General features: G+C 61.9%; 13 protein-coding genes. 10 read left to right on the top strand and 3 right to left on the bottom strand.

Features of this window, described 5'->3' with window-relative positions; all coding sequences use genetic code 11:
* Positions 1-115: 115 nt before the first annotated feature.
* Both O9Z63_RS15040 and O9Z63_RS15035 read left to right on the top strand, forming a co-directional pair.
* The gene (locus O9Z63_RS15040) at positions 116-2,665 is read left to right on the top strand and encodes a TonB-dependent receptor plug domain-containing protein (protein WP_270126096.1); all 2,550 of its coding nucleotides are present in this window, start codon (positions 116-118) and stop codon (positions 2,663-2,665) included.
* Positions 2,666-2,878: 213 nt separating this feature from the next.
* On the top strand, positions 2,879-5,407 hold the full coding sequence (locus O9Z63_RS15035; protein ID WP_270126095.1) for a TonB-dependent receptor plug domain-containing protein: 2,529 nt from the start codon (positions 2,879-2,881) through the stop codon (positions 5,405-5,407).
* Between the two features lie 13 nt (positions 5,408-5,420).
* On the opposite strand, the gene O9Z63_RS15030 is transcribed toward O9Z63_RS15035, so the two are convergent.
* Positions 5,421-5,903: a YdeI/OmpD-associated family protein gene (locus O9Z63_RS15030; protein ID WP_270126094.1), complete on the bottom strand. Its 483-nt coding sequence runs from the start codon at positions 5,901-5,903 to the stop codon at positions 5,421-5,423.
* 157 nt (positions 5,904-6,060) lie between these two features.
* Here O9Z63_RS15030 and O9Z63_RS15025 point away from each other — a divergent pair, with 157 nt between their 5' ends.
* From O9Z63_RS15025 to O9Z63_RS14995, 7 genes are all read left to right on the top strand, one after another.
* Positions 6,061-6,660: a hypothetical protein gene (locus tag O9Z63_RS15025; protein WP_270126092.1), complete on the top strand. Its 600-nt coding sequence runs from the start codon at positions 6,061-6,063 to the stop codon at positions 6,658-6,660.
* A gap of 174 nt (positions 6,661-6,834) precedes the next feature.
* Positions 6,835-9,114, top strand: coding sequence for an NADP-dependent malic enzyme (locus O9Z63_RS15020; protein WP_270126090.1), 2,280 nt, complete (start codon positions 6,835-6,837; stop codon positions 9,112-9,114).
* A 271-nt stretch (positions 9,115-9,385) separates the two neighbouring features.
* Entirely contained in the window at positions 9,386-9,991 is a 606-nt protein-coding gene (ruvA, locus tag O9Z63_RS15015; RefSeq protein WP_044015781.1) for a Holliday junction branch migration protein RuvA, read from the top strand.
* Positions 9,992-10,146: 155 nt separating this feature from the next.
* Positions 10,147-17,670 (top strand): T9SS outer membrane translocon Sov/SprA, encoded by a 7,524-nt coding sequence (sov, locus tag O9Z63_RS15010; protein WP_270126087.1) that lies wholly within the window; start codon positions 10,147-10,149, stop codon positions 17,668-17,670.
* A gap of 162 nt (positions 17,671-17,832) precedes the next feature.
* Complete coding sequence (gene gcvH / locus O9Z63_RS15005) at positions 17,833-18,213, top strand: glycine cleavage system protein GcvH (protein WP_269558813.1); 381 nt, start codon at positions 17,833-17,835, stop codon at positions 18,211-18,213.
* Positions 18,206-18,634 (top strand): VanZ family protein, encoded by a 429-nt coding sequence (locus tag O9Z63_RS15000; RefSeq protein WP_270126084.1) that lies wholly within the window; start codon positions 18,206-18,208, stop codon positions 18,632-18,634. The genes gcvH and O9Z63_RS15000 overlap by 8 nt, the downstream gene beginning before the upstream one ends.
* A gap of 24 nt (positions 18,635-18,658) precedes the next feature.
* Positions 18,659-20,032: a M28 family metallopeptidase gene (locus O9Z63_RS14995; RefSeq protein WP_270126083.1), complete on the top strand. Its 1,374-nt coding sequence runs from the start codon at positions 18,659-18,661 to the stop codon at positions 20,030-20,032.
* 130 nt (positions 20,033-20,162) lie between these two features.
* On the opposite strand, the gene O9Z63_RS14990 is transcribed toward O9Z63_RS14995, so the two are convergent.
* Together O9Z63_RS14990 and O9Z63_RS14985 are read right to left on the bottom strand one after the other, a co-directional pair.
* A complete protein-coding gene (locus O9Z63_RS14990; RefSeq protein WP_156109206.1) occupies positions 20,163-20,708 on the bottom strand; it encodes a DcrB-related protein in 546 nt (181 codons plus the stop codon).
* 325 nt (positions 20,709-21,033) lie between these two features.
* Entirely contained in the window at positions 21,034-21,933 is a 900-nt protein-coding gene (locus O9Z63_RS14985) for a YicC/YloC family endoribonuclease (RefSeq protein ID WP_270126081.1), read from the bottom strand.
* A gap of 147 nt (positions 21,934-22,080) precedes the next feature.
* Between O9Z63_RS14985 and O9Z63_RS14980 the strand changes: the two genes are divergently transcribed.
* Complete coding sequence (locus O9Z63_RS14980) at positions 22,081-24,915, top strand: TonB-dependent receptor (RefSeq protein ID WP_270126080.1); 2,835 nt, start codon at positions 22,081-22,083, stop codon at positions 24,913-24,915.
* The last annotated feature ends 90 nt before the right edge of the window (positions 24,916-25,005 follow it).

Raw genomic sequence — 25,005 nt, 5'->3', positions numbered from 1 at the left:
CTGAGGATGTTTTAGAATTTATCGACCGTTTTTTATCCTGTTTAACCCAAGTTTTAGAGGCTAGGCCAGCCGCGCTACATCCTCCGCAAATTGGGTCGTCTAATCCAACTCGTCTATGCCGTTATCCTTACCTCGCCTGCTTCCGGTCGCCTGCTTGTCATTGGGGGCGCTTGCTGCTTTTACAGCTTTTCAGGAAGCCGATCCGGTGATGCAGCGCCTGGCGACCCGCCTGCAGGCCTACTATGCTGAGGGGAACCCCGAAATCAGCTATCTGCACCTTAACCAGGCGGCGTATGTGGCCGGTGAAACCGTGTGGTTCAAGGCGTATGTCGTGGATGGCAGCACGCATCAACCCGATTCGCTGAGCCGGGTGCTTTATGTGGATATGATAAGTCCCTCGGGGAAACAGGTGGCGTTGCGCCGCATGCTGCCCTTGCGCGGGGGACTGGCCCACGGCGACATTATGCTGCCTGACTCCCTGCCCCAGGGTATCTACACGCTGCGGGCTTACACCAACTGGATGCGCAACAGCGGCGAAGAATTGTTTTTCTCGCGGCGGGTACCGGTGTGGCAGGCTGTGTCTTCATCACGGGCCAGCAGCAGGTTGATGGCCAAGGAAATGAGTGCTAACCGCCGGGAATCTACCACTGCCGCCCGTCCCGATGTACAGTTTTTCCCAGAAGGCGGCGACTACGTGGCCGGGCTGGCCACGATAGTAGGCGTGAAGGCGTTGGATGCTACTGGCACTGGGCTAGCCGTGCGCGGCACCATTCTCGACGACCAGAATCAGCCGCATGCTACATTCAGTACTTCTGCGCTGGGGATGACAGGCGTATCGTTTACGCCCGTTGCAGGGCGCCGTTATTTTGCCCGCGTAGTACTGCCGGCGGGCACTACGGCCGACTACCCGCTGCCGGCCGTGCGGCCCGACGGCTGGGTGCTGAACGTGCGCGACGCCGGGCCCGATCTGCAGGTTTTTATCCGCTACCAGCCACCACAAGGAGCCATGCAGGCGCCAACGAAGCTCCGGCTATTGGGACATGTGCGCGGCGCCGTGGTGTACACCGGTGCCGGCCAGATTCAGGGGTCGGAAACCTTTATGGCCACCGTGCCCAAAGCGGACTTGCCGGCCGGCATCGTGCACTTCACCCTCTTCGACGACCAGCAGATTGCCCGGGCCGAGCGCCTGGCGTTTGTGCCTGATCCGGCGCCGCTGCGCCTGCGTCTGCAGCCCGAAAAAACCACCTACGGCCTGCGCGAAGTGGTGTCGATGACGGTGGACGTGCGCACGGCCGCCGGCCAGCCCGTGACCGCCGAGCTGTCGGCGTCGGTGGCGTCGGTGGCGGAGGGCCTACCGGCCACCGGCACCACTGATGTCGATGTAGAGTCACATTTGCTGCTGACCTCGGAGCTGAAAGGCTACTTGGAAAATCCCGGCTACTACTTCCGCCAGCCTACGCCCGAAACGCGGCGGGCCCTCGACCACCTGCTGCTCACGCAGGGCTGGAGCCGCTTTGTATGGGGGAGGCTGTTGGCCTCCGATGTTTCGCCGGCCGCCGCCTACCAGTTTCTGCCCGAGCAGACCCTGACGGTGAGTGGCCAGCTGATGCGCCTCAATGAAAAGCCCGTGCCCAATGGTGCCCTTACGCTATTCCAGGGAGCCAGCAAAGGCGTAACCGTCGGGCAGACCGATGCCACCGGCCGGTTTACGTTTACCGGCTTTTCGGGCCAGGATTCCAGCCGGGTGCTGGTGCAGGCCCGCACCGAAAAGGGTGGGTCTAATGTAATGGTGAAGCTGGACAAGCTGTGGCCGCTGCCGGCCAAACCCACGCCGCTGCCGCTGCTGGCCTCGGCCGCTGCCCCACCCGCCGAGGTAGCTGTGTATGCCCAGCGCAGCCGCCGCCAGCAGGTGCTGGAGCAGCAGTACCGCCCTGATTCCAGCCGCAGCATTGTGCTGCGTAACGTGACTGTGAAAGGCAGCCGCCCCACTCCACCCCGGCACGACCCCCGCTCGATCCATCTGAGCGCTGATGTCGTGCTGCGTACGCGCGACATTCCGGCTGCCGACAATGCCACCGACATTTTTCAGCTGCTGCAGGGGCGGGTATCAGGGATGGATATATTCCGTAGCGATAGCGCTAATGCCGTGCGAGTGCGGATCCGGGGCATTTCCACCTTAACTGGTGGAGGTGGACCATTGCTGCTGCTCGATGGTATTCAGCTACCCAATACGCAAAGCCTGCAGGGTATTCCGCCGTCGATGGTCGAACGGATCGAAGTGCTGAAAGGTCCTTCAGCAGCCATCTACGGGATGCGTGGAATGGGAGGCGTGATTGCCGTATTCACCAAGCACGGCAACCCCGACTACGACTACAGCCAGGAAAAAAGCAACCAAAGCGTGGTGGTGTATCAGCTGCCGGCCTACTACCGGCCCCGCGAGTTCTACGCGCCCGGCTACGAGAAGTCCCCGGCCGCCAACCGCCCTGACCCGCGGGCGACCACGCTGCACTGGCTGCCGCGCCTGCCAGTGCCCGCTTCCGGCCCGGCCCGCTTCACGTTCTACACCGCCGACGAGCCCGGCACGTTCCGCGTGCGGGTGGAAGGCATCGGAGCCACTGGCCAGCCGGTGACGGGCAGCGCCGTGCTGGTGGTGGCCGACCGGTAGCTGCTGGGTGCCTCGCCTCATACATGCGCCCGGCCGTTGGCGCCGGGCTGTGGAGACTACTTCCACTGGCGTTCAGTATTCGGTTGTAACACAGAGCGCTTTCATAGAATTGTCTGCTTTCTTGTGCTTAATTGCATCACTTCGGCCAGATTATAGTGCAGGGATTTCAGAGTTTCTTCGTTGTTAAAGAGTATTCTTTATAACTATACCACTATGCCGTCCTTCTCTTCTCGCCTGCTTCCGGTCGCCTGCTTGTCATTGGGGGCGCTTGCCGCTTTCACGGCTTTCCAGAATCCTGATCCGGCCATACAGCGTTTAGCTACTCGACTTAAAGACTTCTACACCGAAGCACAACCCGAAATCAGTTACCTGCATCTCAACCAGGCGGCTTACGTGGCCGGTGAAACCGTGTGGTTCAAGGCGTATGTGGCCAATGCCAACTCACATCAGCTTGACTCGTTGAGCCGGGTGCTGTATGTGGATGTGGTGAGCCCTTCAGGGCGGCGGGTGCTGTTGCGCCGCACGTTGGCGTTGCGCGGCGGCCTTGCGCACGGCGACCTGGCTCTGCCCGATACCCTGGCGCAAGGTGTCTACACGGTGCGTGCCTACACCCATTGGATGCGCAACGCTGGTGAGCAGCTGTTTTTCTCGCGCCGCGTGCCCGTGTGGCAGACAGCACCAGCCGCACCTGACGCGGCCAGTGCTTCAGCTGGCACAGCGGTGCCTGCCCGGCGTGGTGTGGCTCGCCCGGTGGCTTCGTCTCGGCCCGACGTGCAGTTTTTCCCGGAAGGTGGCGATTACGTGGCGGGCCTATCCACAGTGGTTGGAGTAAAGGCAGTGGATGCCACCGGTGCCGGCCTGGCCGTGAGGGGCGAAATCCTCGACGACCAGAACCAGGTCCAGGGCAGCTTCAGCACATCGGCACTGGGGATGAGTGCTTTTAGCTTCAGTCCTACTGCTTGCCGCCGCTACCATGCCCGTGTGTTGCTGCCTACTGGCACTGCGGCAGACTATCCGCTGCCAGCAGTGCAACCCGCTGGCTGGGTGATGAACGTACGTGAAATCGGCAATACCCTACGGGTGTTGATCCGGCATCGGGCGGCGGCTGGGGCGGCAGCCAGGACCCAGGCGCTACGGCTGCTGGCCCACGTGCGTGGGGTACTGGTATATGCCGGCCAGGGCCAGATTAATGGCGACGAAATATTTTCGGCCACCTTGTCTAAGGACAAGCTGCCGGCTGGCGTACTGCACCTCACGTTGTTTGATGAGCAGCAGATTGCCCGTGCTGAGCGGCTGGCCTTTGTGCCTGATCCGAATGCCCTGCGCGTAACTGTGCGCCCTGACCGGCCCCGCTATGGCGCACGTGAGGCTGTGACGCTGGAGGTAGAAGTACATAATGCCGCCGGCCTGCCCACTGGCGCCGAACTATCGGTGGCCGTGGCAAATGAGGCCGGTCTGCCTGCCACTGGCACCATTGAGTCGCACCTGTTGCTGACTTCGGAGCTTAAAGGCTACGTGGAAAATCCCGGCTACTACTTCCGCAACCCCACGCCCGAAACGCGGCTTGCCCTCGACCACCTGCTGCTCACGCAGGGCTGGAGCCGCTTTGTATGGCGTGAGCTGCTGGCCTCTGATGCGTCGCCGGCAGCCGCCTACCGCTTTCTGCCCGAACAAACCCTGACGCTGGGCGGCCGGTTGGTACGCACCAACGGCAAGCCCATACCCAATGGCACCCTGACTCTGTATCAGCAGGCCAACAAAAGCGTTAATGTCAGTCAGGCCAATGATGCAGGCCGGTTTCTGTACCAGGGATTTTCCGGGCAGGACTCCGCCAAGGTGCTCCTGCAGGCCCGCACCGAGAAAGGTAGCACCGATGTGCTGATTCAACTTGATGAGCTGTGGCCGCTGCCCGCCACACCGTTGCCGCTGCCGTTGCAGGTATTGCCTGCCGCCGCGCCCGAGCTGGCTGCCTACAGCCAGCGTAGCCGCCGCCAGCAGGTTCTGGAGCGGCAGTACCTGCCCGATTCCACCCGTAGCATTCTGTTACGCAACGTCACGGTGAAGAGCCGCGCTACCCCGCCGGAACAGTCTGTCTTTTCACTGCACAATAACGCTGACTACGTGCTGAAGCTGAGTGATATTCCATCGACTGCATCTTTTTCCGACATCTTCCAACTATTACAGGGTCGTGTATCCGGCTTGCAGATAACCCGCTCCAACTCGTCTTACAATGTTCTGATCCGGGGGGCTTCCAGTATCGCTGGCAGCAGCCAGCCGCTCTATCTGCTTGATGGTATGCCGATTTCTGATGCGGAAGGCCTGATGGGGGTTGCCCCCGTCACGGTAGAGCGCATTGAAGTGCTGAAAGGAGCCTCGGCAGCCATTTATGGTAGCCGGGCAGCAGGAGGAGTTATTGCCGTATTCACCAAGCGCGGCAACTTCAACTACGACTACAGCAAGGAGCCTGCTGCCGGCGTGGCAGTGCGCCAGCTGCCAGCCTACTATCGGGCCCGCGAGTTCTACGCACCCCGCTACGAGAAGGCACCGAGCGCTGCCCTGCCCGACCCGCGTGCTACTGCCTTATACTGGCTGCCGCGCCTGCAGGTACCGGCCTCGGGCACAGCGCGCTTCACCTTCTACACCGCCGACCAGGGCGGCACGTTCCGCGTCAGCGCCGAAGGAATCAGCGCCACTGGCCAGCCAGCGCTGGGCAGTGCCTCGCTCACGGTTTCGGCCCGATAAGAAGGCAGAAGCGTTACTTCCGGAACGGGTGCCCGTTCAGGGCCAGCCGCTCGGTGAGCTCCACGGCGCGCCGGGCGCGGGTTTCGGCCTGCTTGGCGCTGGCTACGTGGCGGGCCATGGCGCGGCGCATGCTGCCCGAGTGCCTGGCGAAGCTGGCTTCCGCTTCGGGCCAGGCTTCTAGGGCTTCGGCCAGTTCGGCGGGCAGCTCCACGTAGTCGGGTTGCGGGTCGGGGGCGAGGCTGAGCGTGAGATGCTGGCCCAGTTGGATGCCAGCGGCGCGACACAGGTCTTTGCTGAGCATCAGGTAGCGGCCGCCGCCAGGCAGCGGGAGCAGCGCCAGCCGCACGGCGTGGCCATTCACGGTGCCCGTCACGCGCTTCGTGGCCTTGCCACCCAGCGCCTCCAGCATCAGCGGCGGCACTACCACTATCTGGGTGGGCATGAAGCTGGGGCCGCCGGGCTCCAGCTGCGCCTGAAAGGTGTGCGTTGGTTCCATGCAGGCAAAATAACCAACGGAGTGGTGCGAACAGCAATGTCATTTCAGGTCCGCTGAGTACACCAACTGAAAAAAACGTTGCACTTCGGAACTATTTTCGCAAAGTCTGGCACAACTCTTGGAATCCGGCCAGCCACATCCATTTATGCGCCCGGTTATGCTGACGAAGCGCTTTCTTCTTACGCTCCTTACTTCTGCTACGCTCTTTACCGTTGCCTGCCACAAAGACCAGGACGACCAGCCCCAGCCCGCCGCGCCGGCGCAGGCGGCCACCCTCAACATGACGTTTCATTACACCAATCCCGACGAAACGCGCGGCATCAACCACCTCGCCGACAAGCCCAGCGGCCAGCAGCTTGCCGACCGGCTCGTGGTGACCTTTAGCAACAGCCAGGCAAACCCCGTCGACCAGATTGAATTCACGATTGCCAAAAGCCGCCAGAAGTCTGGCTTGGCCGGTACCTACGCGCTGGCCTCGCAGCCCGACCCCGGCGCGGGCGACGTACAGGTCCGCTACCTGCGGCCTACCCCCAGCAGTGCCGCCATCGGCAATCTGGTAACCGGCAACACGCACCGCCTCACGGGCTCCTTTATCATCAGCAGCTACGATGCAAACCGCCAGCTCATCAGCGGCAGCTACACCGTGGAAGCGGCCGACAGCAAAGACCCGTTCACGTTCCTGACCACTGGCGTCGATAACCGCCGCTCCGGCGATTTGCGCGTCTATGGTACCTTCACGGAAGTGCCGCTGCGGTAAGCGTTGATTGCGGCGCTGGAGGAATTCGAGGAACAGGTGCGCAAACCAGTTTACCTAGATTCCTCCAGCGCCGCAACGACAGACGAGCTGTGTAAACTTTGATTCCGGCGGATTTGGCCCCAACTTGCCTATGCTGCGGCTTCGGCGGCGGCGTTTCACCCTGGAATCCGACTCATGCTCAAAATCAACAAGCAGGACGCTCTCGACTACCATTCCCAAAGCCCCGCCGGCAAGATTGAGGTAGTGCCCACCAAGCCCGTCAGCACCCAGCTGGACCTGGCGCTGGCCTACTCGCCGGGCGTAGCCGAGCCCTGCTTGGCCATTGCCGCCAACCCCGACGACGTCTATAAATACACCGCCAAAGGCAACCTGGTGGCCGTTATCAGCAACGGTACGGCCGTGCTGGGCCTCGGCAATATCGGGCCGGCGGCCAGCAAGCCGGTGATGGAGGGCAAGGGCGTACTGTTCAAGAAATTCGCGGGCATCGACTGCTTCGACATCGAAATCGACGCCACCGACCCCGACGAGTTCATCCGCATCGTGAAGGCCTTGGAGCCCACGTTCGGCGGCATCAACCTGGAGGACATCAAGGCCCCGGAGTGCTTCCGCATCGAAACGGAGCTGCGCGACAAGATGAACATACCGCTCATGCACGACGACCAGCACGGCACGGCCATCATTTCGTCGGCGGCGCTGCTCAACGGCCTGGAAGTGGTGGGCAAGCGCATCGAGGACATCAAGCTGGTGGTGAGCGGCGCGGGCGCGGCGGCCATCAGCTGCCTGCGCCTGTACCTGGCGCTGGGCCTGCGGCTGGAAAACGTGGTGGTGTTTGACAAAGACGGCGTCATCAATGCCAGCCGCACCGACCTGGCCCCGCTGCAGATGCACTTCGCTACCCAGCGGCCCGTCAGCACGCTGGCCGAGGCCATGGAAGGTGCCGACGTGTTCCTGGGCCTTTCGGCGGCCAACGTGCTGCCCGCCGAGCTGCTGCTGAAGATGGCCGACAACCCCATCGTGTTTGCGCTGGCTAACCCCACGCCCGAAATTGCCTACGAGCTGGCCCTGGCTACCCGCCCCGACCTGATTATGGCCACCGGCCGCTCCGACCATCCCAACCAGGTCAACAACGTACTCGGCTTCCCCTACATCTTCCGCGGGGCGCTGGACGTGCGGGCCACCGAAATCAACGAGGCCATGAAGCTGGCCGCCGTGCGCGCCCTCTCCGACCTGGCCAAGGAGCCCGTGCCGGATATGGTGAACCGCGCCTACGGCGACAACACGCTGGCGTTCGGCCGCACCTACCTCATCCCCAAGCCCCTCGACCCGCGCCTCATCACGACGGTAAGCCCGGCTGTGGCCCGCGCCGCCATGGAAAGCGGCTCGGCCCGCCGCAACATCGAGGACTGGACCGCCTACGAAGACGAGCTGCGCGGCCGCCTCGGCGTGAACCAGAAGCTGATGAACCGCATCACGTCGGCGGCCCGTGCAAACCCCAAGCGCGTGGTGTTTGCCGAAGCCGACAACTACAAAATCCTCAAAGCGGCCCAGATTCTGTTTGATGAGGGCATTGCGGTGCCCGTCCTGCTCGGCAACCGCAAAAAGCTGGAAACCATTGCTCAGGCTAACAACCTCGACCTGCACGGCTGCCAGATTATCGACATTTTGGAGGAAGACGCCAAGCGTGAGGAGTATGCCAACCTGCTTTACCAGAAGCGGCAGCGCCGGGGCATCACGCTCTACGAAGGCCGCCGCCTGCTGCGCGAGCGGAACTACTACGGCTCGATGATGCTGGAAACCGGCGAGGCCGACGCCTTCATTACCGGCCTCACCAAAGACTACGGCAAGAGCATTGTGCCTTCGCTGCAGGTGATTGGGGTGGAGGAAGGCGTAAAGCGCGTGGCCTCCATGTACATCATCCAGCACCGCAAAGGCCCGTTCTTCTTCGCCGATACCACCGTCAACATCGACCCCACGGCCGAGGAAATGGTGGACATCATCGGCCTCACGGCCGAGGCCGTGCGCTTCTTCGACGCCGAGCCGCGGGTGGCGGTTATCAGCTACTCCAACTTCGGCTCCAACCCCGGCGAGCTGCCCGACAAGGCCCGGCGCGCCACCGAGCTGGCCAAAAAGCGCTACCCCGAGCTGATTCTGGACGGCGAGATGCAGGCCAACACGGCCCTCAACCCCGACCTGTTGCGCGAGCAGTACCCGTTCTCGGAGCTGGCAGCCAAAGGCGGCGCCAACACGCTCATCTTCCCGAACGTGATTAGCGGCAACATTGCCTACAAAGTGCTCCAGGAAATCGGGGGCGCCGAGGTAATCGGGCCGGTGCTGATGGGCATGCGCAAGCCGGTGCACATTTTGCAGCTGGGTGCGTCGGTACGCGAAATCGTGAACATGGCCTCCATTGCCGTCGTCGACGCCCAGCAAAGCCAGACCAACCGCGGTTTGTAGCCGGGCCGTTGGCGTGCTGAAGCCAGATAAGTAAAAGAATAGCAACAGATTGCTTAAGGTCTGTAGAACGTCATGCTGAACTTGCCAGAGCGAGCCGGCATGACGTTCTTTTGTCCTGCCGGGCTTCGCACTTGCCGCCAGTTTTTCCCCTTCCTGCAGGGCGTCGCAAGGCGTAATTTATTCCGCCAATAATGCCACCGGTTGCGGGATAGAAAACCCGGCCGCTGGTGTTGCCCTACCACTTAAGTTTCTCCGCTTCTACGCTCCACATATGATTGCCTACATCGAAGGAAAGCTCGCTTATAAAGACCACGCTCAGGCCATTCTCGACGTGAGCGGCATTGGCTACGAAGTGCGGATTTCGCTCAGCACGTTCAGCAAGCTGCCCGCCGAGGGCGACAAGGCCAAGCTTTACACCTTCCAGCACATCAAGGAAGACGCCCACACACTCTACGGCTTCCTCGACCCCAGCGAGAAGGCGCTGTTTATGCAGCTGATTTCGGTGTCAGGCATCGGGCCGGGCACGGGCATCGTGATGGTGAGCAGCATGAGCGTGGGCGAAATCCGCCAAGCCATCGTGAACGAGGACGTGCGCGCCATCCAGAGCATCAAGGGCGTGGGCCCCAAAACGGCGCAGCGCGTGATTCTGGAGCTGCGCGACAAGCTGCGCAAAGACGAACTGCTGGCCAAAGCCGGCGTGGATACCGTACCGCTGGCCCGCGCACACAATACCAGCCGCAGTGAGGCGTTGTCGGCTTTAGTGACCCTGGGCTTCGCCCGGGCTGCCGCCGAGAAAAACCTCGACCAGATCCAGAAGCGCTACGGCAACGATCTGAGCGTGGAGGAATTGATTAAGTTTGCTCTTAAGTCCAATTAAGTATTGAGTAGATAGTAGTGAGTATAGAGTAGTCGGTGTGGAGTGGGAAGTAGTGAGCCCGGCGGGCAGTCTGCTCTGCCTGCACTAGCTACTCCATACTTACTACTCGATACTCACGACTAAGCGCCACCTGCATCCTTTTTTATTTGTAGCACTTGAACTCCGGTAAGAAGTCCCTCACTGCCTCCGTTGCTGTTGTTTTTGCGTCGTTGCTGGGTGCTTGGTGGTCGCAGGCCGAAACTGCCGGGTCGGCCGCTTTTTCGCTGCGCCAGCTCTGGTCGTGGCTCCCTGAAACCAACGTAGCCCGGCCCTGGCTGATGCCCGGGCCCGATACGCCGCGCACGGCCCTGCCCGACACCAGCCGCTACCGTTCCAGCCGCCGGCCCCGCGTGGCCCCCTCCGATAGGGTGGGCACGCCGTTTTCGCCGCAACGCCGCCGCTCGCCGCTGGTGCTGCCCCTGCCCGGCAACGTGCAGCAGGTCATCACGCCCGACGACAGCCTGCAGTATTTTGATGTGGAGGAACGGATAGGAGAGGACGTGGACTTCCGCGACCCCAGCCGCCTTACCTTCAAAGAGTACTCGCGCTGGCAACAACAACAGGCTGTACGAGACTATTTCCGAAATCGTTCGGCGGGCGGCGTCGTTGGCGACTCCGGCTCGGCCGCCTCGCGCCGCCTGATTCCCAAGATCTACCTCGGTCCCATGGCCGACCGCATCTTCGGTGGCTCCTACGTGGATATCCGGCCGGCCGGCGCCGTGACCATCCGGATGGGCGCGCGTTTCAACCGCAACCAGAACCCCACGCTCACGCTCCGGCAGCAGCGCATCGGCGAGTTTCAGTTCGACCAGAACATGAACCTCAACCTGACGGGCCAGATCGGGGAGAAGCTGCGCCTGAACTTCAACTACGACACCAAGGCCGCCTTCGACTTCGAGAACAATATGAAGCTCGACTACACGGGCTTCGACACCGACATCATCCGGAAGGTGGACCTCGGCAACGTGAGTTTGCCGCTCAACAACTCGCTGATTGTGGGCGGGCAGAACCTGTTCGGGGTTAAAACCCAGCTGCAGTTTGGGCGCATGAGCGTGACGGCCGTGGCCAGCACCCTGCGCGGCCAGGCCGACGAAGTGCGCGTGCAGAATGGCGGCCAGAGCCGGCAGTTTGAAATTAAGGCCAGCCAGTACGAAAAAGACCGGCACTTCTTCCTGAGCCAGTTCTTCCGCGACCGGTACAACCTGGCCCTGCGCAACCTGCCCACCGTGCAGAGCGGCATCGAAATCCGCTACCTAGAAGTGTGGGTCACCAACGACAACCGCCAGAGCGACAACCTGCGCAACGTGGTGCCGCTCATGGACCTGGGCGAAGCCAGCCGCGTGTACCGCAGCCCGCTGCTGCTGCCCGGCACCCTGCCCACCGCCGCCGCCAACAACACCAACAACCAGCTCCAGCAGCTGCTGACCCCCAACGCCCAGGCCCGCGGCGAGCTGACCGTGGACAACTACCTGAGCGGTGGCAACGTGGCCGGCCAGCCGCTGGTGAAAAACGTGGACTTCGAGCACGTGCGGGCCCGCAAGCTCGACCCGCGCGAGTACACCTTCAATGCCCAGCTGGGCTACCTGAGCCTCAACACCCAGCTGCTGCCCGAGCAGGTACTGGGCGTCAGCTACGAGTACCTCTACAACGGCCGCACCTACAAAGTAGGGGAGGTGGTGAACGACTACGGCAACCGCAGCCAGGACGAAGTGGTGTTTCTGAAGCTGCTGAAGGCCACCAACCCCGCCGTGGGCCTCGCCGACCCCAGCCAGAACCCGCAGAACACCAACCTGCTCACCCGGAACCTGCCGACCTGGGACCTGATGATGAAGAACGTGTACCCGCTGAACGCCTCGCAGCTCAACCGGGACAATTTCCAGCTCCAGATCATCTACAAGGACGACGTGACGGGTGTGGACTTGATTTCGCTGAAGGAAGGCGCCCGCATTCAGAACCGTCCGCTGATTGAGGTGCTCAACCTCGACAACGTCAACCCCAACAACGACCAGAACGCCGACGGCAACTTCGACTTCTTCCCCGGCATCACCATCGACCCGGAGCTGGGCAAGGTGATATTTCCGGTGGTGGAGCCCTTCGGCAACTACCTGCGCAGCCAGTTTGATACGCTGGGCGTGACGCCCGGCTCGGACCCCGCCAACGAGCGGCTGTTGGCCCGCAAGTACGTCTACGACGCCCTCTACAACCAGGTGCAGAGCGACGCCCAGCAGGTGACCGAGAAAGACAAGTTTGTGCTGCGCGGCCGGTTCCAAGCCACCGCCACCGACGAGATTACGCTGCCCGGCTTGGGCATTGCGGTGGGCTCGGTGCGGGTGCGCGCCGGCTCGGTGCTGCTGGAAGAAGGCCGCGACTACCAGGTGTTCTACGACCAGGCCAAGGTGAAAATCCTGAACCCGGCCTACCTCAACTCGGCAAACGAGCTGCGGGTGGAGTTTGAGAAGAATGCGCTGGTGCAGGTGCAACCGCGCCGCCTGCTCGGGGCCCGCTTCGACTACCGCCTCAACCAAGACGTGAACTTTGGGGCCACGGTGCTGCACCTGCGCGAAAACCAGGCGCCGGGCATCAACCGCGTGAACATCGGCGACGAGCCGGGCAACAACACCATCTACGGCTTCGACGTGAACATGCGCCGCGACTCGCGCGCCCTCACCAAGTACCTGGACATGCTGCCGTTCATCTCCACCAAGGAGCCGTCGTCGGTGGCCTTTAGTGGCGAGTTTGCGCAGCTGCTGCCGGGCAAGTCGCAGCTGGGCAACGGCGAGAACGGCGTGAGCTACCTCGACGACTTCGAGAATGCGCGCACGCCCTACACCTTAGGCGGCCTGAACTCGGCGGTGGCCTGGCGCCTGGGCTCCACGCCCCGCACCTTCCCCAACTTCGACGCCAACGACATCACCTCGGCCTACCGCCGCGCCAAGCTGGCCTGGTACTCCATCGACCAGACCTACTACACCGACGGCCCCAGCAAGCCAAGCAACATTGGAGCGGCCGAGTTGCGGAACCACTATACCCGCGGTATCACGCGCAACGAAATCTTCCCGAACCGCGACCTGGGCACCACTGGCAACGGCTTCGAGTACTCGCTGGACATGGCCTACTATCCTTCGGAGCGTGGCCCATATAACTACAACCCCGCCATTGGGGCCGACGGCAAAACCCTGCCAGCTGGCCTGGCACCGCAGACCTTCGGCGCCATTTCGCGCGAAATCACCTTCGACACCGACTTCGACAACGCCAACGTGGAGTACCTGGAGTTCTGGCTGATGGACCCATTTATTCGGGGGGAGCGAGGGGTAATCAACGACAGCGAAAACCCGCCCGTCAATAACACCACCGGCGGACGCCTGGTCATCAACCTCGGCAACGTGAGCGAGGACGTACTACGCGACAACAACCAGTACGAGTTCGAGAACGGCCTGCCCACTGAGGATGCCAACGTGGCGACAGACACGCGCCCGACTGCCTGGGGCCGCGTAACGCGCCAGCAGTTCCTGACCGACGCCTTCAGCAACGCCCCCGGCGGCCGCGCCCGCCAGGACGTGGGCCTCGACGGCCTGACCGACACCGAGGAAACGGCCTTCTTCAACAAAGCTTACGCCGACCCCTCCGGCGACAACTTCCGCCACCACCTCGACCCATTCTACGACCAGAACGACGTGAAGCTGCTGGGCCGCTATAAGCAGTATAACGGCCTGGAAGGCAACTCGCAGGAAAACAGTCAGCTTTCGTCCACGGCTTTCCCCGACAAGGAAGACCTGAACCGCGACAACGTCATCTCGGAAACCGAGCGCTACTACGAGTACCAGCTGGAATTGGGCGCCAACCCCGGCGACATTGCCGTGGGCAACAACTACGTGGTGGACCGCATCACCAAGCAGGTGAACGGCGACGCGGTGAACTGGTACCAGTTCCGCATTCCGATCCGCCAGTACAGCGCCGTGCGCAGCGCCGACGGGCAGCCGTTCGGGTTCAAGAGTATCCGCTTCCTGCGCATGTACCTCACGAACTGGCAGCAGCCGGTGGTGCTGCGTATGGTGCAGCCCCAGTTCATTGCCAACCAGTGGCGCCGCTACCTGCAGCCGATTTCGGAAACCAGCCAGCCCTGCCTGAACTGCGGCGACGCCGCCCGCTCGTTCAACATCAGCACCGTGAGCCTGGAGGAAAACGGCCCGGCAGTGGACGGCTCAAAGGGGGCCATTCCGTACGTGCTGCCGCCCAACATTCAGCGCGACAAGGAGTATGGCTCCGGCACCGTGAACCGCCAGCAGAACGAGCAGAGCCTGCGCCTGTGCGTAGACCAGCTCCGCGACGGTTTCGGGCAGGCCGCCTACAAAAACATCAACCTAAGCCTGCTGCGCTACAAGCAGCTGCGGCTGTTCCTGCACGCTGAAAGCGACGATGCCACCGTGCGCGACGGCCAGGTGCAGGCCTTCGTGCGCCTCGGCACCGACTACAACCAGAACTACTACGAGTATCGCCTGCCGCTGCAGATTACGCCGCGCACCGCTACTACCCAGGCCGAAATCTGGCCCGCAGCCAACGAAATCCAGCTCTCACTGCAGACTTTCATTGATGTGAAGGCTGAGCGCAACTTGGCCGTAAATCAAGGCACGGCCAGCTACACCGGCCCCTACACCAAAACCTTCGCCAACGGCACCAGTATTACCGTGTATGGCAACCCCGACCTGAGTTCGGTGCAGGGTGCCATGATCGGCCTGTTCAACCCCACTAACGACGGCAACACCAAATCCTTCTGCCTCTGGGCCGATGAGTTTCGGGTGTTCGACTTCGACAAGCAGAACGGCTGGGCCGCCACCGCCCGCTTCAACACCAAGCTCGCCGACTTGGCCAACATCACGGCCACCGGCAGCTACACCTCGGTGGGCTTTGGCGGCCTGCAGGACAAGCTGCAGCAACGCTCCCTGGAAAGCATCACCCGCGGCGACGTGAATGCCACGGTGGCCGCCGACAAGCTGTTCCCCGAAAAGCTGGGCCTGCGGATTCCAGTGCTGGTGCAGGCCGGCAATGAAACCCGCGCCCCCGAGTACGACCCGCTCGACCCCGATACCCGCCTGGAACAGTCGTTGAACAAATTCAGGAATCCCGACAACTCCATTGATACGGAGAAGCAGGCCGAGTACCGCAAGGAAGTCATCGACCAGACCACCAGCCGCAGCATTTCGGTGCTGAACGTGCGCAAGGAGCGCACCAACCCCGAGAAGAAGCCGATGCCCTACGACATCGAGAACTTCGCGGCCAGCTACTCCATCACCGAGCGTACCCACACCGACATCCGCACCGACCGGGACTACACCCGCACCTACACCGGCGCGCTGGCCTACCTCTACCAGCTCACGCCCAAAACCTACACCCCGCTGGCCAAGATTAAGGCCTTAGACAACCCGTACCTGAAGATTTTCCAGGACGTGAACTTCACGCCGCTGCCCACCCGCTTCTCGTTCCGGGCCGACATCGACCGGCGCTACAACGAGCGGTTTCTGCAGCGCGTGCTGGAGCCGGGCACGCTGCCTACCACCAATGGCATTCCGGGCGTGTTCCAGAAGTCGTTCTACTTCAACCGGATCTACGACCTGCAGTGGGCCCTCACCAAGGCGCTGACCATCGACTACACCGCCAACAACCGCGCGGTGATTGACGAAGGCCAGGGCCGCACCATCGGGGACTCGCCGGAGGCCCAGGAGAACCGCCGGCAGCTGCGCGAAAACCTGTTCCGCCGCGGCGGCCGCACCACCAACTTCAACCAGACGGTGGCCCTGACCTACCGCCTGCCCCTCGACAAGTTCCCGCTCACCGACTGGCTGTCGGCGGATGCGCGCTACGCCGCCAACTACACTTGGCAGGCGGCTTCCACGGCGCTGCGGGCCCCGGCCCCGGTGCGGTTCCTGCCCAACGGCTCGCCCGATCCCACCGACACCACCACCGCCAAGCTTGACCTAGGCAACACCATCCAGAACAACGGCGAGCTGAGCGCCAACGGCAAGATTGATCTGGTGAAGCTCTACAACAAGGTGCGCTTCCTCAACATCATCAACAACGCCCCGGCCCCCGGCGCCAACGACGCCAGCCCCGGCAAGCGCCGCCCCGGTCTGCCCACGGCCCTCGACCGCGCCGCCACCGCCGCCCAGACCGAGGCCCCAGCCGACACGGCTAAAGGCCCCGAGCTGCGCTTCCTCAAGGCCGTGCTTCGGTCCCTGATGACGGCCCGCTCGCTGAACTTCACCTACACCCGCTCCAACGGCACGCTGCTGCCCGGCTACCTGCCGCGCACCCGCTTCTTCGGCATGAACTCCGACTTCGACGCGCCGGGCGTGCCCTTCCTGCTGGGCAAGCAGTACGACCTGGATGCCCTGTACGAGCGGGCCGCCAGCCGCGGCTGGTACACCGACCAGAGCCAGTTCCTGAACACGCCCATTAGCTCGCTGCTCACCGAAAACCTGATCTTGCGCACCTCGCTGGAGCCCTTCCGCGACTTCAATATTCAGCTGGAGGGCCGCCGCCAGCTGGCCCGCAACCGCGAGGTGTTTTACCGCAACGAAATCGACGAAATCACGCTGCAGCCCACCGGCAACCTGGCCCCGCGTCAGAATCTGGGCTCTGGCACGTTCAGCACCTCTTTCATCAGCATCCGCACCCTGTTCGGCGACCGGTTCAATGAGGGCGAGGATTCCAAGGCGTTCGACCGGTTTGTGAACAACCGGGGTATTGTGCAGCAGCGGCTGGCCACGGCCAACACTACCGGCACGGGCACATACGGCTACAACTCGCAGGACGTGCTGATTCCGGCCTTCCTGGATGCCTACCGCGGCAAGTCGTCGGATGGCTACAAGGCCGAGAAGTTCAAGCCGTTCGAGCTGCTGCCCATCCCCAACTGGCGCGTCGATTACAACGGTCTGGCCGAGCTGCCCTTCGTGAAGCGCTACTTCCGCTCCATCTCGCTTACTCACGCCTACTCGTCGGTGTACACGGTGGCCGGCTACACCACAGCTTCGGGCTACGCTGCCGAGCCGGAGGGTCTGAGCACCATCACCAACGCCTCGGGTCAGTACATTCCGTACTACATCATCGGGCAGGTGAGCATTGCGGAGCGCCTCTCGCCGCTGATTGGCGTGAACTTCCAGACGCTGGAGAAGATTACGGGCCGCGTGGAGCTGCGCACCGAGCGGGCCATCGGCCTCAACACCACCAACGCCCAGGTCACGGAGCTGCACACCCAGGAGCTGGTGATTGGCTTCGGCTACGCCACCAACCGCTTCAAGCTGCCCTTCCGCGTCGGCGGCGAGCAGCGCATCCTGCGCAACGAGCTGACCGCCCGCCTCGACCTGAGTATCCGCGACAACACCACCATTCAGCGCAGCATCGAAGACGTGGTGGACCCCGACAACCCCACCGGCACTGCGCCCTCCGTGGGCCGGTCCCGCGGCCTCACCACCAACGGCACCCGCCAGATGCAGCTGCGCCCCACCATCGACTACGTGCTCAACCAGCGCCTGAACCTGCAGTTCTTCTTCGCCCGCACCGTCACGGACCCGCAAGTGCAGAACTCGTTCAAGAACTCCACCACCGAGGGCGGCCTGCAGCTTCGCTACAGCCTGTCGCAGTAGTATAAATGGTTGAATTGTTTAATGGCTGAATGGTTGGTTGTTCAAAAAACTCCTGAACGACTAGCCATTCAGCCATTAAACAATTCAGCCATTAAACTGCTACTTTTGAGCAGCCGCGGCGCTGCCCGGCTTCTTCCTCTTCTTCCCAACCCCCGCACTGTTATGAATCTGCCCGCTGACCTGAAGTACACGAAAGAGCACGAATGGATTCGTGTGGAAGGCGACGTTGCCTACATCGGCATCACCGACCACGCCCAGAAAGAGCTCGGCGACATCGTGTATGTTGACATCGATACGCTCGACAAGGAAGTTGCCCAGAACGAGGTCTTCGGCACCGTGGAAGCCGTGAAAACCGTTTCCGACCTGTTCAGCCCCATCACCGGCACCGTACTGGAAATCAACAGCCAGCTCGACGGCAGCCCCGAAACCGTCAACTCCGACCCTTACGGCGACGGCTGGATGGTTAAAATGTCAATTGCCAACCCTTCGGAACTGGACGCGCTGCTGTCGGCCGAAGTATATGGCGAGCTGGTAGGTGCCTAGCCTTCCCGGTCTGACCCAACAATCCGCGCCGCCCAGGCCTCGCCGCCGGCCCCTTGTGGGCCTGCCGCTGGCCTGGGCGGCGCTGGTGTTGGTGCTCACCCTCACACCCTCCGCCGACATGCCGGTGGTACCGCCCTGGGAGCTGATATCCTTCGATACGGCGGCTCACGCGGGCGTATTCGTGGTGCTGGCGGCGCTGGTGGTGTTTTCGGCGCGGCGCCAGACCCGGTGGCCGGCGCTGCGGCGGCATGCCTATACGGTAGTGCTGCTGGGCTGCGTGGCCTTTGGCCTGCTGATTGAGCTGCTGCAGATGACCATGGCCCTGGGCCGCCACGGCGAGTGGTCCGACGCCATCAGCGACGCGCTGGGAGCGGCCCTGGGCCTGGGGCTGGCCTACGCCATCCGCCGCTGGTGGCAGTAGCCCGCCCTTTCTTCTGTTTGGCTGATGACCTACTCTCCGAAGAACCGTCGCAATATGGCGCTGGCAGGCCTCGTGCTGGCGCTGTCTTCAGGAACGGCCGTGGCGCAGGACATGCCCCGCGTGCGGCGCACCATCGAAACCCTGACGGCCCCCGCCATGCATGGCCGCGGCTACGTGAGCCAGGGCGAGCAGAAGGCCGCCGACTACCTGCGCCGGCGTTTCCGGGAGTTGGGTCTGCAGCCGCTGGCCCCCGACTACACGCAACCCTTCACCCTCGATATTAACACGTTTCCGGGGGCGCTGAAGCTGGAGTTGAGTCTGGGCATGCTGCGCTTTCCGGTGCTCGGCCATTCGCGGCCGTTGCGCGCCGGTACAGAGTTTATTGCCGCCCCCAATTCCGGCAGCGGGCACGTGGGCGGCCCTTTCTCCACCGTACCCATCGTCCGCCTCGATACCCTGGTTTTCACGGATACCGCCGCCCAACAGCAACTCCTGCGCCGCCGCTGGTACTCAGGTGGCTACGTGCTGCGCGCCGCCGACGAGCGCCGCCTGCCCCAGCTGCCCCAGCCTCTCCGCCAGCACCTCGATTCTGCTGCCCTGCGTCTGACCCTGGTCCCGAAGCTCACGGCATCATTGGCTGACGAGCAGGCCCCGCAGATGCGGCTGCAGGTGCTGGATTCAGTGTGGCGCCAAGCGGAATATCGAGGACCTGGCAGCCTTGCCGCGACGGTGGAGGCGCGCGTAGATGCCGAGCTCAAGCCACAGTATCCCACCCAGAACATCGTGGGCTTCGTGCCCGGCCGCCTGCAGCCCGACTCGTTTCTGGTTGTTACGGCGCACTACGACCACCTGGGCCGCATGGGCGCCCGCACCTATTTCCCGGGCGCCAACGACAACGCCAGCGGCACGGCTATGCTCCTGGAGCTGGCCGCCCACTACAGCCGCCCCGAAAACCGGCCGGCCTATTCGGTGGTGTTTCTGGCCTTCGGGGCCGAGGAGGCCGGGCTGCTGGGCTCGCGCTATTTCGTGGAGCATCCGCTGGTACCGCTGGCCCGCATCCGCTTTCTGCTGAACCTCGATCTGGTGGGCACCGGCTCGGAGGGCGCTACCGTAGTGAATGGCCGCACCCTGCCCACGCCGTTTGCCCGGCTGCAGGTTCTCAACGCCCGCCGCCAGGCCCTGCCCGCGCTGGCTGCCCGCGGCCCGGCCGCTAACTCCGACCACTTCCCCTTCTCCGAGCGCGGCGTTCCCGCCTTCTTCCTCTACACCCGCGGCGGCCCCACCGCCTACCACGACGTGCAGGACCAGGCCGCCACTCTGCCGCTCACCGCCTTCCCCAACCTCTTCGGACTGCTCCGTGAGTTTCTGGATGAGCTGGGCGGCAGATCTGCGCAGTAGCTATTGGCAGCTGCAGTCCGCCACTGTAGTTAGTTTTCCACACTCAACAGGCCACAAAAGAAAACTCCTGCAACCATTGGCGCCGGGCCATTGGTTGCAGGAGTTTCAGCTGCTGGAAAGCAGTGAGGGCTTAGCCGTTCGTTTTGAACGAGCTCATAATCTGCTTGGCTACCGTTTCCCACTCCGGCTTCTGACGGTCGGCGCAGGTGAAGGTGCACATGAGCAGCTTGCCTTCCACGTCGGTGAAGAAGATCAGCTGATATACCTCGTGGCCCAGCTCAGGCTTCATCAGCTCGAGGTAGCCCACTTTGCGGCCGCTTACTTCTTTCACGCCGTTGGCAAACCACTTGGCCTCCTTGAACTGCTTGGAGTAGGTCTTGTAGAAGTTGTCGGCATACATGTCAATCATGTCCTGATCGGCAGTATTGTCGGTGTAGGTGAAGGAGATGCTGGCTTCCTTGCTGTTGGTGTAGATAACGCTCGGGCGGCTCTGGGCTTTAGCGTAGTTAAAGTCCATCTGCTGCTCGCTCATCACCTCAAATCCTTTCGGAATCAGGATTTCGACCCGCTCGCTCAGCACGCGCTTCTTAATCAGTTCAACCTCAGCAAAGGGGCGAAAGGCCGTCAGCAGCAGCATCAGGCACAGAGAAACAGGCAAGAGTATTACTTTTTTCATATACATGGGGCTGAAAAAAGATGAAAATCAACTTAGGGTTTTTACGACAGACTGATCATCAGGTAGTCTGTTCGGATAACACAATTTACGCAGGAAACCCTGACAAGCAAATGATTTGTGAGAAAATAATTATCCCGGATTAACACAGTTTGGCTAAAAGGGCCGCTATGGGCTAATCAGGGTAATTATTGAGGTAAAAGGCAGTGTGAAAACGAGAAAAAATAAATTCAGACCGCCTGAAAATATCAGTTGTTTATAGCAATTGTCCTATGCAGGATTTTATTGCCAAAGTTCAAAACAATCAGGCCACGCCGGTAGCGCCCGCCTACAGAATGTTGTTGATTTGCTCCTTGATCTTCTCCAGCTCCTCCTTCATTCCCACAACCAAATGTTGTACGATAAAGTCATTGGCCTTGGAACCGATGGTGTTGATTTCCCGTCCGATTTCCTGCGAAATAAACGCTAATTTCTTGCCGGTGGGCTCCGGCAGATAGACCGTTTCGGTGAAGTAGTGCAGATGGCTGACCAACCGCACTTTTTCCTCGGCGATATCCAGCTTCTCGATATAGTAAATCAGCTCCTGCTCAAAGCGCGAGGCGTTGAACTGCTCGCTGGTGGCCAGGTCGGCGAGGTGGGAGCGGAGCCGCTCGCGTACCTGCTCCACGCGGTGCGGGTCGTGGCGCTCAATCTCGGCCAGCTGGATGCGGATGCTGTCGAGGTAGCTCAGGATTTCGGTGGTGAGTGTCTGGCCTTCGGCGCGGCGGAACTCGTTGGCGCGCTCCAACGCTTCCAGCACCAGCGGCTGCAGCTCGTCCCACGTCACTTCGTCTTCCTCCTCGGTGGGGGCTGCGGCTGCTTCCGTTGGCATGCGTAGGGCGCCAGGCAGCGCCTTGGCAATGGCCGTGAGCTGCTCCAGCGAAGCGCCGGTGCGGGCGCTCAGCTGCGTGAGCTCCTCATAAGCCAGCTGTAGCACGGCCTGGTTCACGACGGCACTCTGCGTACCGGCGGCGCGCACCCGCAAAAAATCGAAATTCAGGTTCACTTTTCCGCGCACCAGGCTCTTGGCTACCAGGTTCCGGATTTCCAGCTCCTTTTCCTGGAGAAAGCGCGGCAACCGCAGCGTCAGATCCAGTGACTTGGAATTCAGTGATTTAACTTCGACGGTGGCGGAGTAGCGGTCGGTGTCGCGGTGCGCGACGCCGTAGCCGGTCATGGACTGGAGCATAGACGAACGGGGTAAAACGGCCGCAAAAGTAGCGGTTTGTTTCAGAATGTGAGATACTTACCTTTCACATAACATAAGCATAACGCCCACGCAATATTAGCATAACAGGCCCCCGGTAGCTTTGCAGTGCAAACGAAAACTACCTGTATGCCCCGTTTTTTAGTACTGATTTTCAGCTTGTTGTTCAGCACCCTGGCGCTGGCGCAGCAAGGGTCCCTGGTTGGCAAAGTCACCGATAAAAAGACCGGCGAAGGCGTCATCGGGGCCACGGTGCTCGTGACGGGCACTACGCAGGCCGCACCGGTAGATGTGGAGGGCCATTACGAGCTGAAGCTGGATGCCGGTACCTACAACATCACCATGACCTATATCGGCTATAAGCCGCTGACGTTTCCGGCGGTGGTAGTACGGGCCGGCCAGCCCACCACGCTCAACGGCGCCATGGAAGAAAACGCCACGGCTCTGGGCGAGGTAACCGTAACCGGCCAGAAGCAGACTGGCACCGAGGTAGCCATGATCCAGGACCTCAAGAAAAGCGAGGTGGTGGTGAGCGGCATGAGCAACGACCAGATTGTGAAGACCCTGGACCGCGACGCGGCTGAAGTGGTAAAACGCATTCCGGGCGTGACGGTGCAGAGCAATAACTTCATCGTTATCCGGGGCCTGGCCGAGCGCTACAACACAGTACTGCTCAACGACGCCCTCACGCCTTCGGCCGAGGTCGACACTCGTTCGTTCTCGTTTGACATCCTGCCCAGCTCGGTGATTGACCGGGTGCTGATCTTCAAGTCCGGCTCGCCGGAGCTGCCGGGCGAATTCGGGGGCGGCGTGGTGAAGGTGTACACCAAGAATGCCGTACTGGAAAATTCCACCAGCCTCACGGTTTCCAGCTGGGCCCGCAGCACCAACACGTTTCAAGGTGGCTTCCTGCAGAGCAACCACAGCGGCACCGACTTCCTGGGCACCGATAATGGGCAGCGCAGCATGCCCGGCGTGCTGAGTGGTCTGCAGTCGGCAGTACCCAGCAACAACGAGCAGACTTCGGCGCTACGCAACGACCTGCGCAACGAGTTTGTACCGCGCCTCGTGACGTCGCGGCCCGACCTGCGGGTGTCGCTGGGGGTGAACCGCAAGTTTGAGATTGGCAGCGTGTACGTGAGCAACGTGACGTCGGTATCGTACTCCAACACGCAGGAGCAATACAATGCCACCCGTCAGCGCTTCACGGCCTACAATCCTGCGGCTCCGGACGTGCTGCCCGGAAAGTTCTTCGACTATGTGGACACGCGCAGCGTATCGGCCGCACGCCTGGGCATCATCCACAACTACCAGGTCCGGCTCAACAACAACCACAAGCTGGAGCTGCGCAACTTCTTCAACCAATACGGCACCGATGAGGTGATAAACCGCCGCGGGGTTATTTCGGACCCGCTGCTGGAGCGCAACAACTACGCGCTGCACTACCAGAGCCGCTCCATCTACTCGGGGCAGCTGGGCGGCACGCACACGCTAGGCGCTACCGGCGCGGGCACCCTCATCTGGGCGGCCGGCTACAACTACGTGAACCGCAACGAGCCAGACTACCGCCAGAACATTCAGGAGCGGGAGCTGGATGCCAACCGCCCTGGCGATGCGAATCCGGCCCCGTACAGGGTGGTCGTGAACCGCGACCCTACTACCAGCTCGCGCTTCTACTCCACCATGAAGGAGAATACCTACATGACGAGCGCGCAGTATGAGCACCGCATCAACGGCCGCGATACGCTGAGCGCCAACCAGTACAAGCTGCGCGTGGGCTACTACATGGAGGAAAAGGAGCGCCGCTACGACAGCCGCTACTTCAACTACGACCGGTCGCGCAACTTCGACTCCTCGCTGGAAGAGTTGCCACTGACGACCATCTTCAGCCCGCAGAACATTAATGCCAACGGGGGCTTTGTGCTGCGCGAAGCTACGCAGCCACAGGACCGCTACACCGGCAACAACCGGCTGGTGGCGGGCTACGTGGGAGCCGTGGCGCCACTCACGGACCGCTTCAACGTGACGGGTGGTGTGCGGGTGGAGTACAACCGCCGGCGCCTGCAGCCGGGTGGCGGCGACAGCTACGAGGAGATTCGCACGTTCGTGCTGCCCTCGCTCAATACCACGTTCAACTTCAACGACCGCAGCCTGCTGCGGGCCGGGGCCAGCATTTCGGTGAACCGTCCGGAGTTCCGCGAAATTGCCAACTACACCTACTACGACGTCAGCAACAACTTCTTCATCCAGGGCAACAAAGACCTGCGCACGGCTAAGATTTACAACGCCGACCTGCGCTACGAATTCTACCCCAGCCGCTCGGAGATGATTTCGGTGGGTGTGTTTGGCAAGCGCTTCCTGGATGCCATCGAGCAGGTAACCCGCTCGACGACCGGCACTGACCTGCTGCTGACCTACCAGAATGCCACCCGCGCCTACGATGTGGGTGCCGAGATTGAGCTGCGCAAGTCGCTGCTGGATCTGTCGGAAAACAAGTACCTGCAGCGTCTCTCGTTTGTGATGAATGCCTCGCTGATCAAGAGCCGCGTACAGCTCGATACCACGCTGGCTGACAACAAGGATTTCGCGCTGGAAGACCGCCCGCTGCAGGGGCAGTCGCCTTACGTGGTAAACCTGGGCACCTTCTACCAGGACGACGAAGGCAAATGGCAGGTGTCGGTGCAGTACAACGTAATCGGGCCGCGCATTGCGTTTGTGGGCGACCGGAACCTGAACTACTCGGTGTTTGATCTGCCCCGCCACATCATCGACATGTCGGTGACCAAAGGCATCGGCTCGCACCTGGAGCTGCGGGCGGGCATCCAGAACCTGCTCAACCAACAAACCCGGATGTACTACGACCTGGACCGCAACGGCCGGATAAACGGGATAGAAAAACAAGCATCCTTCGCCAGCTACCGGCGCGGGAGCTATTCCACCCTCGGCCTTACCTACCGCTTCTAAACAGCTGCCCCGGTTGCCTCCTCTAAACGGAAGCAGCCGGGGCAGCCGGCTTTTAGAGGCCCCGGGGGCAACAGTAACTTAACACAGAGG

It is taken from the genome of Hymenobacter yonginensis (assembly GCF_027625995.1).
In the GTDB taxonomy this organism is placed as follows: Bacteria; Bacteroidota; Bacteroidia; order Cytophagales; family Hymenobacteraceae; genus Hymenobacter; species Hymenobacter yonginensis.
Note: the sequence above shows the minus strand (reverse complement) of the source record. Positions and strands in the feature narration are given on the sequence as shown.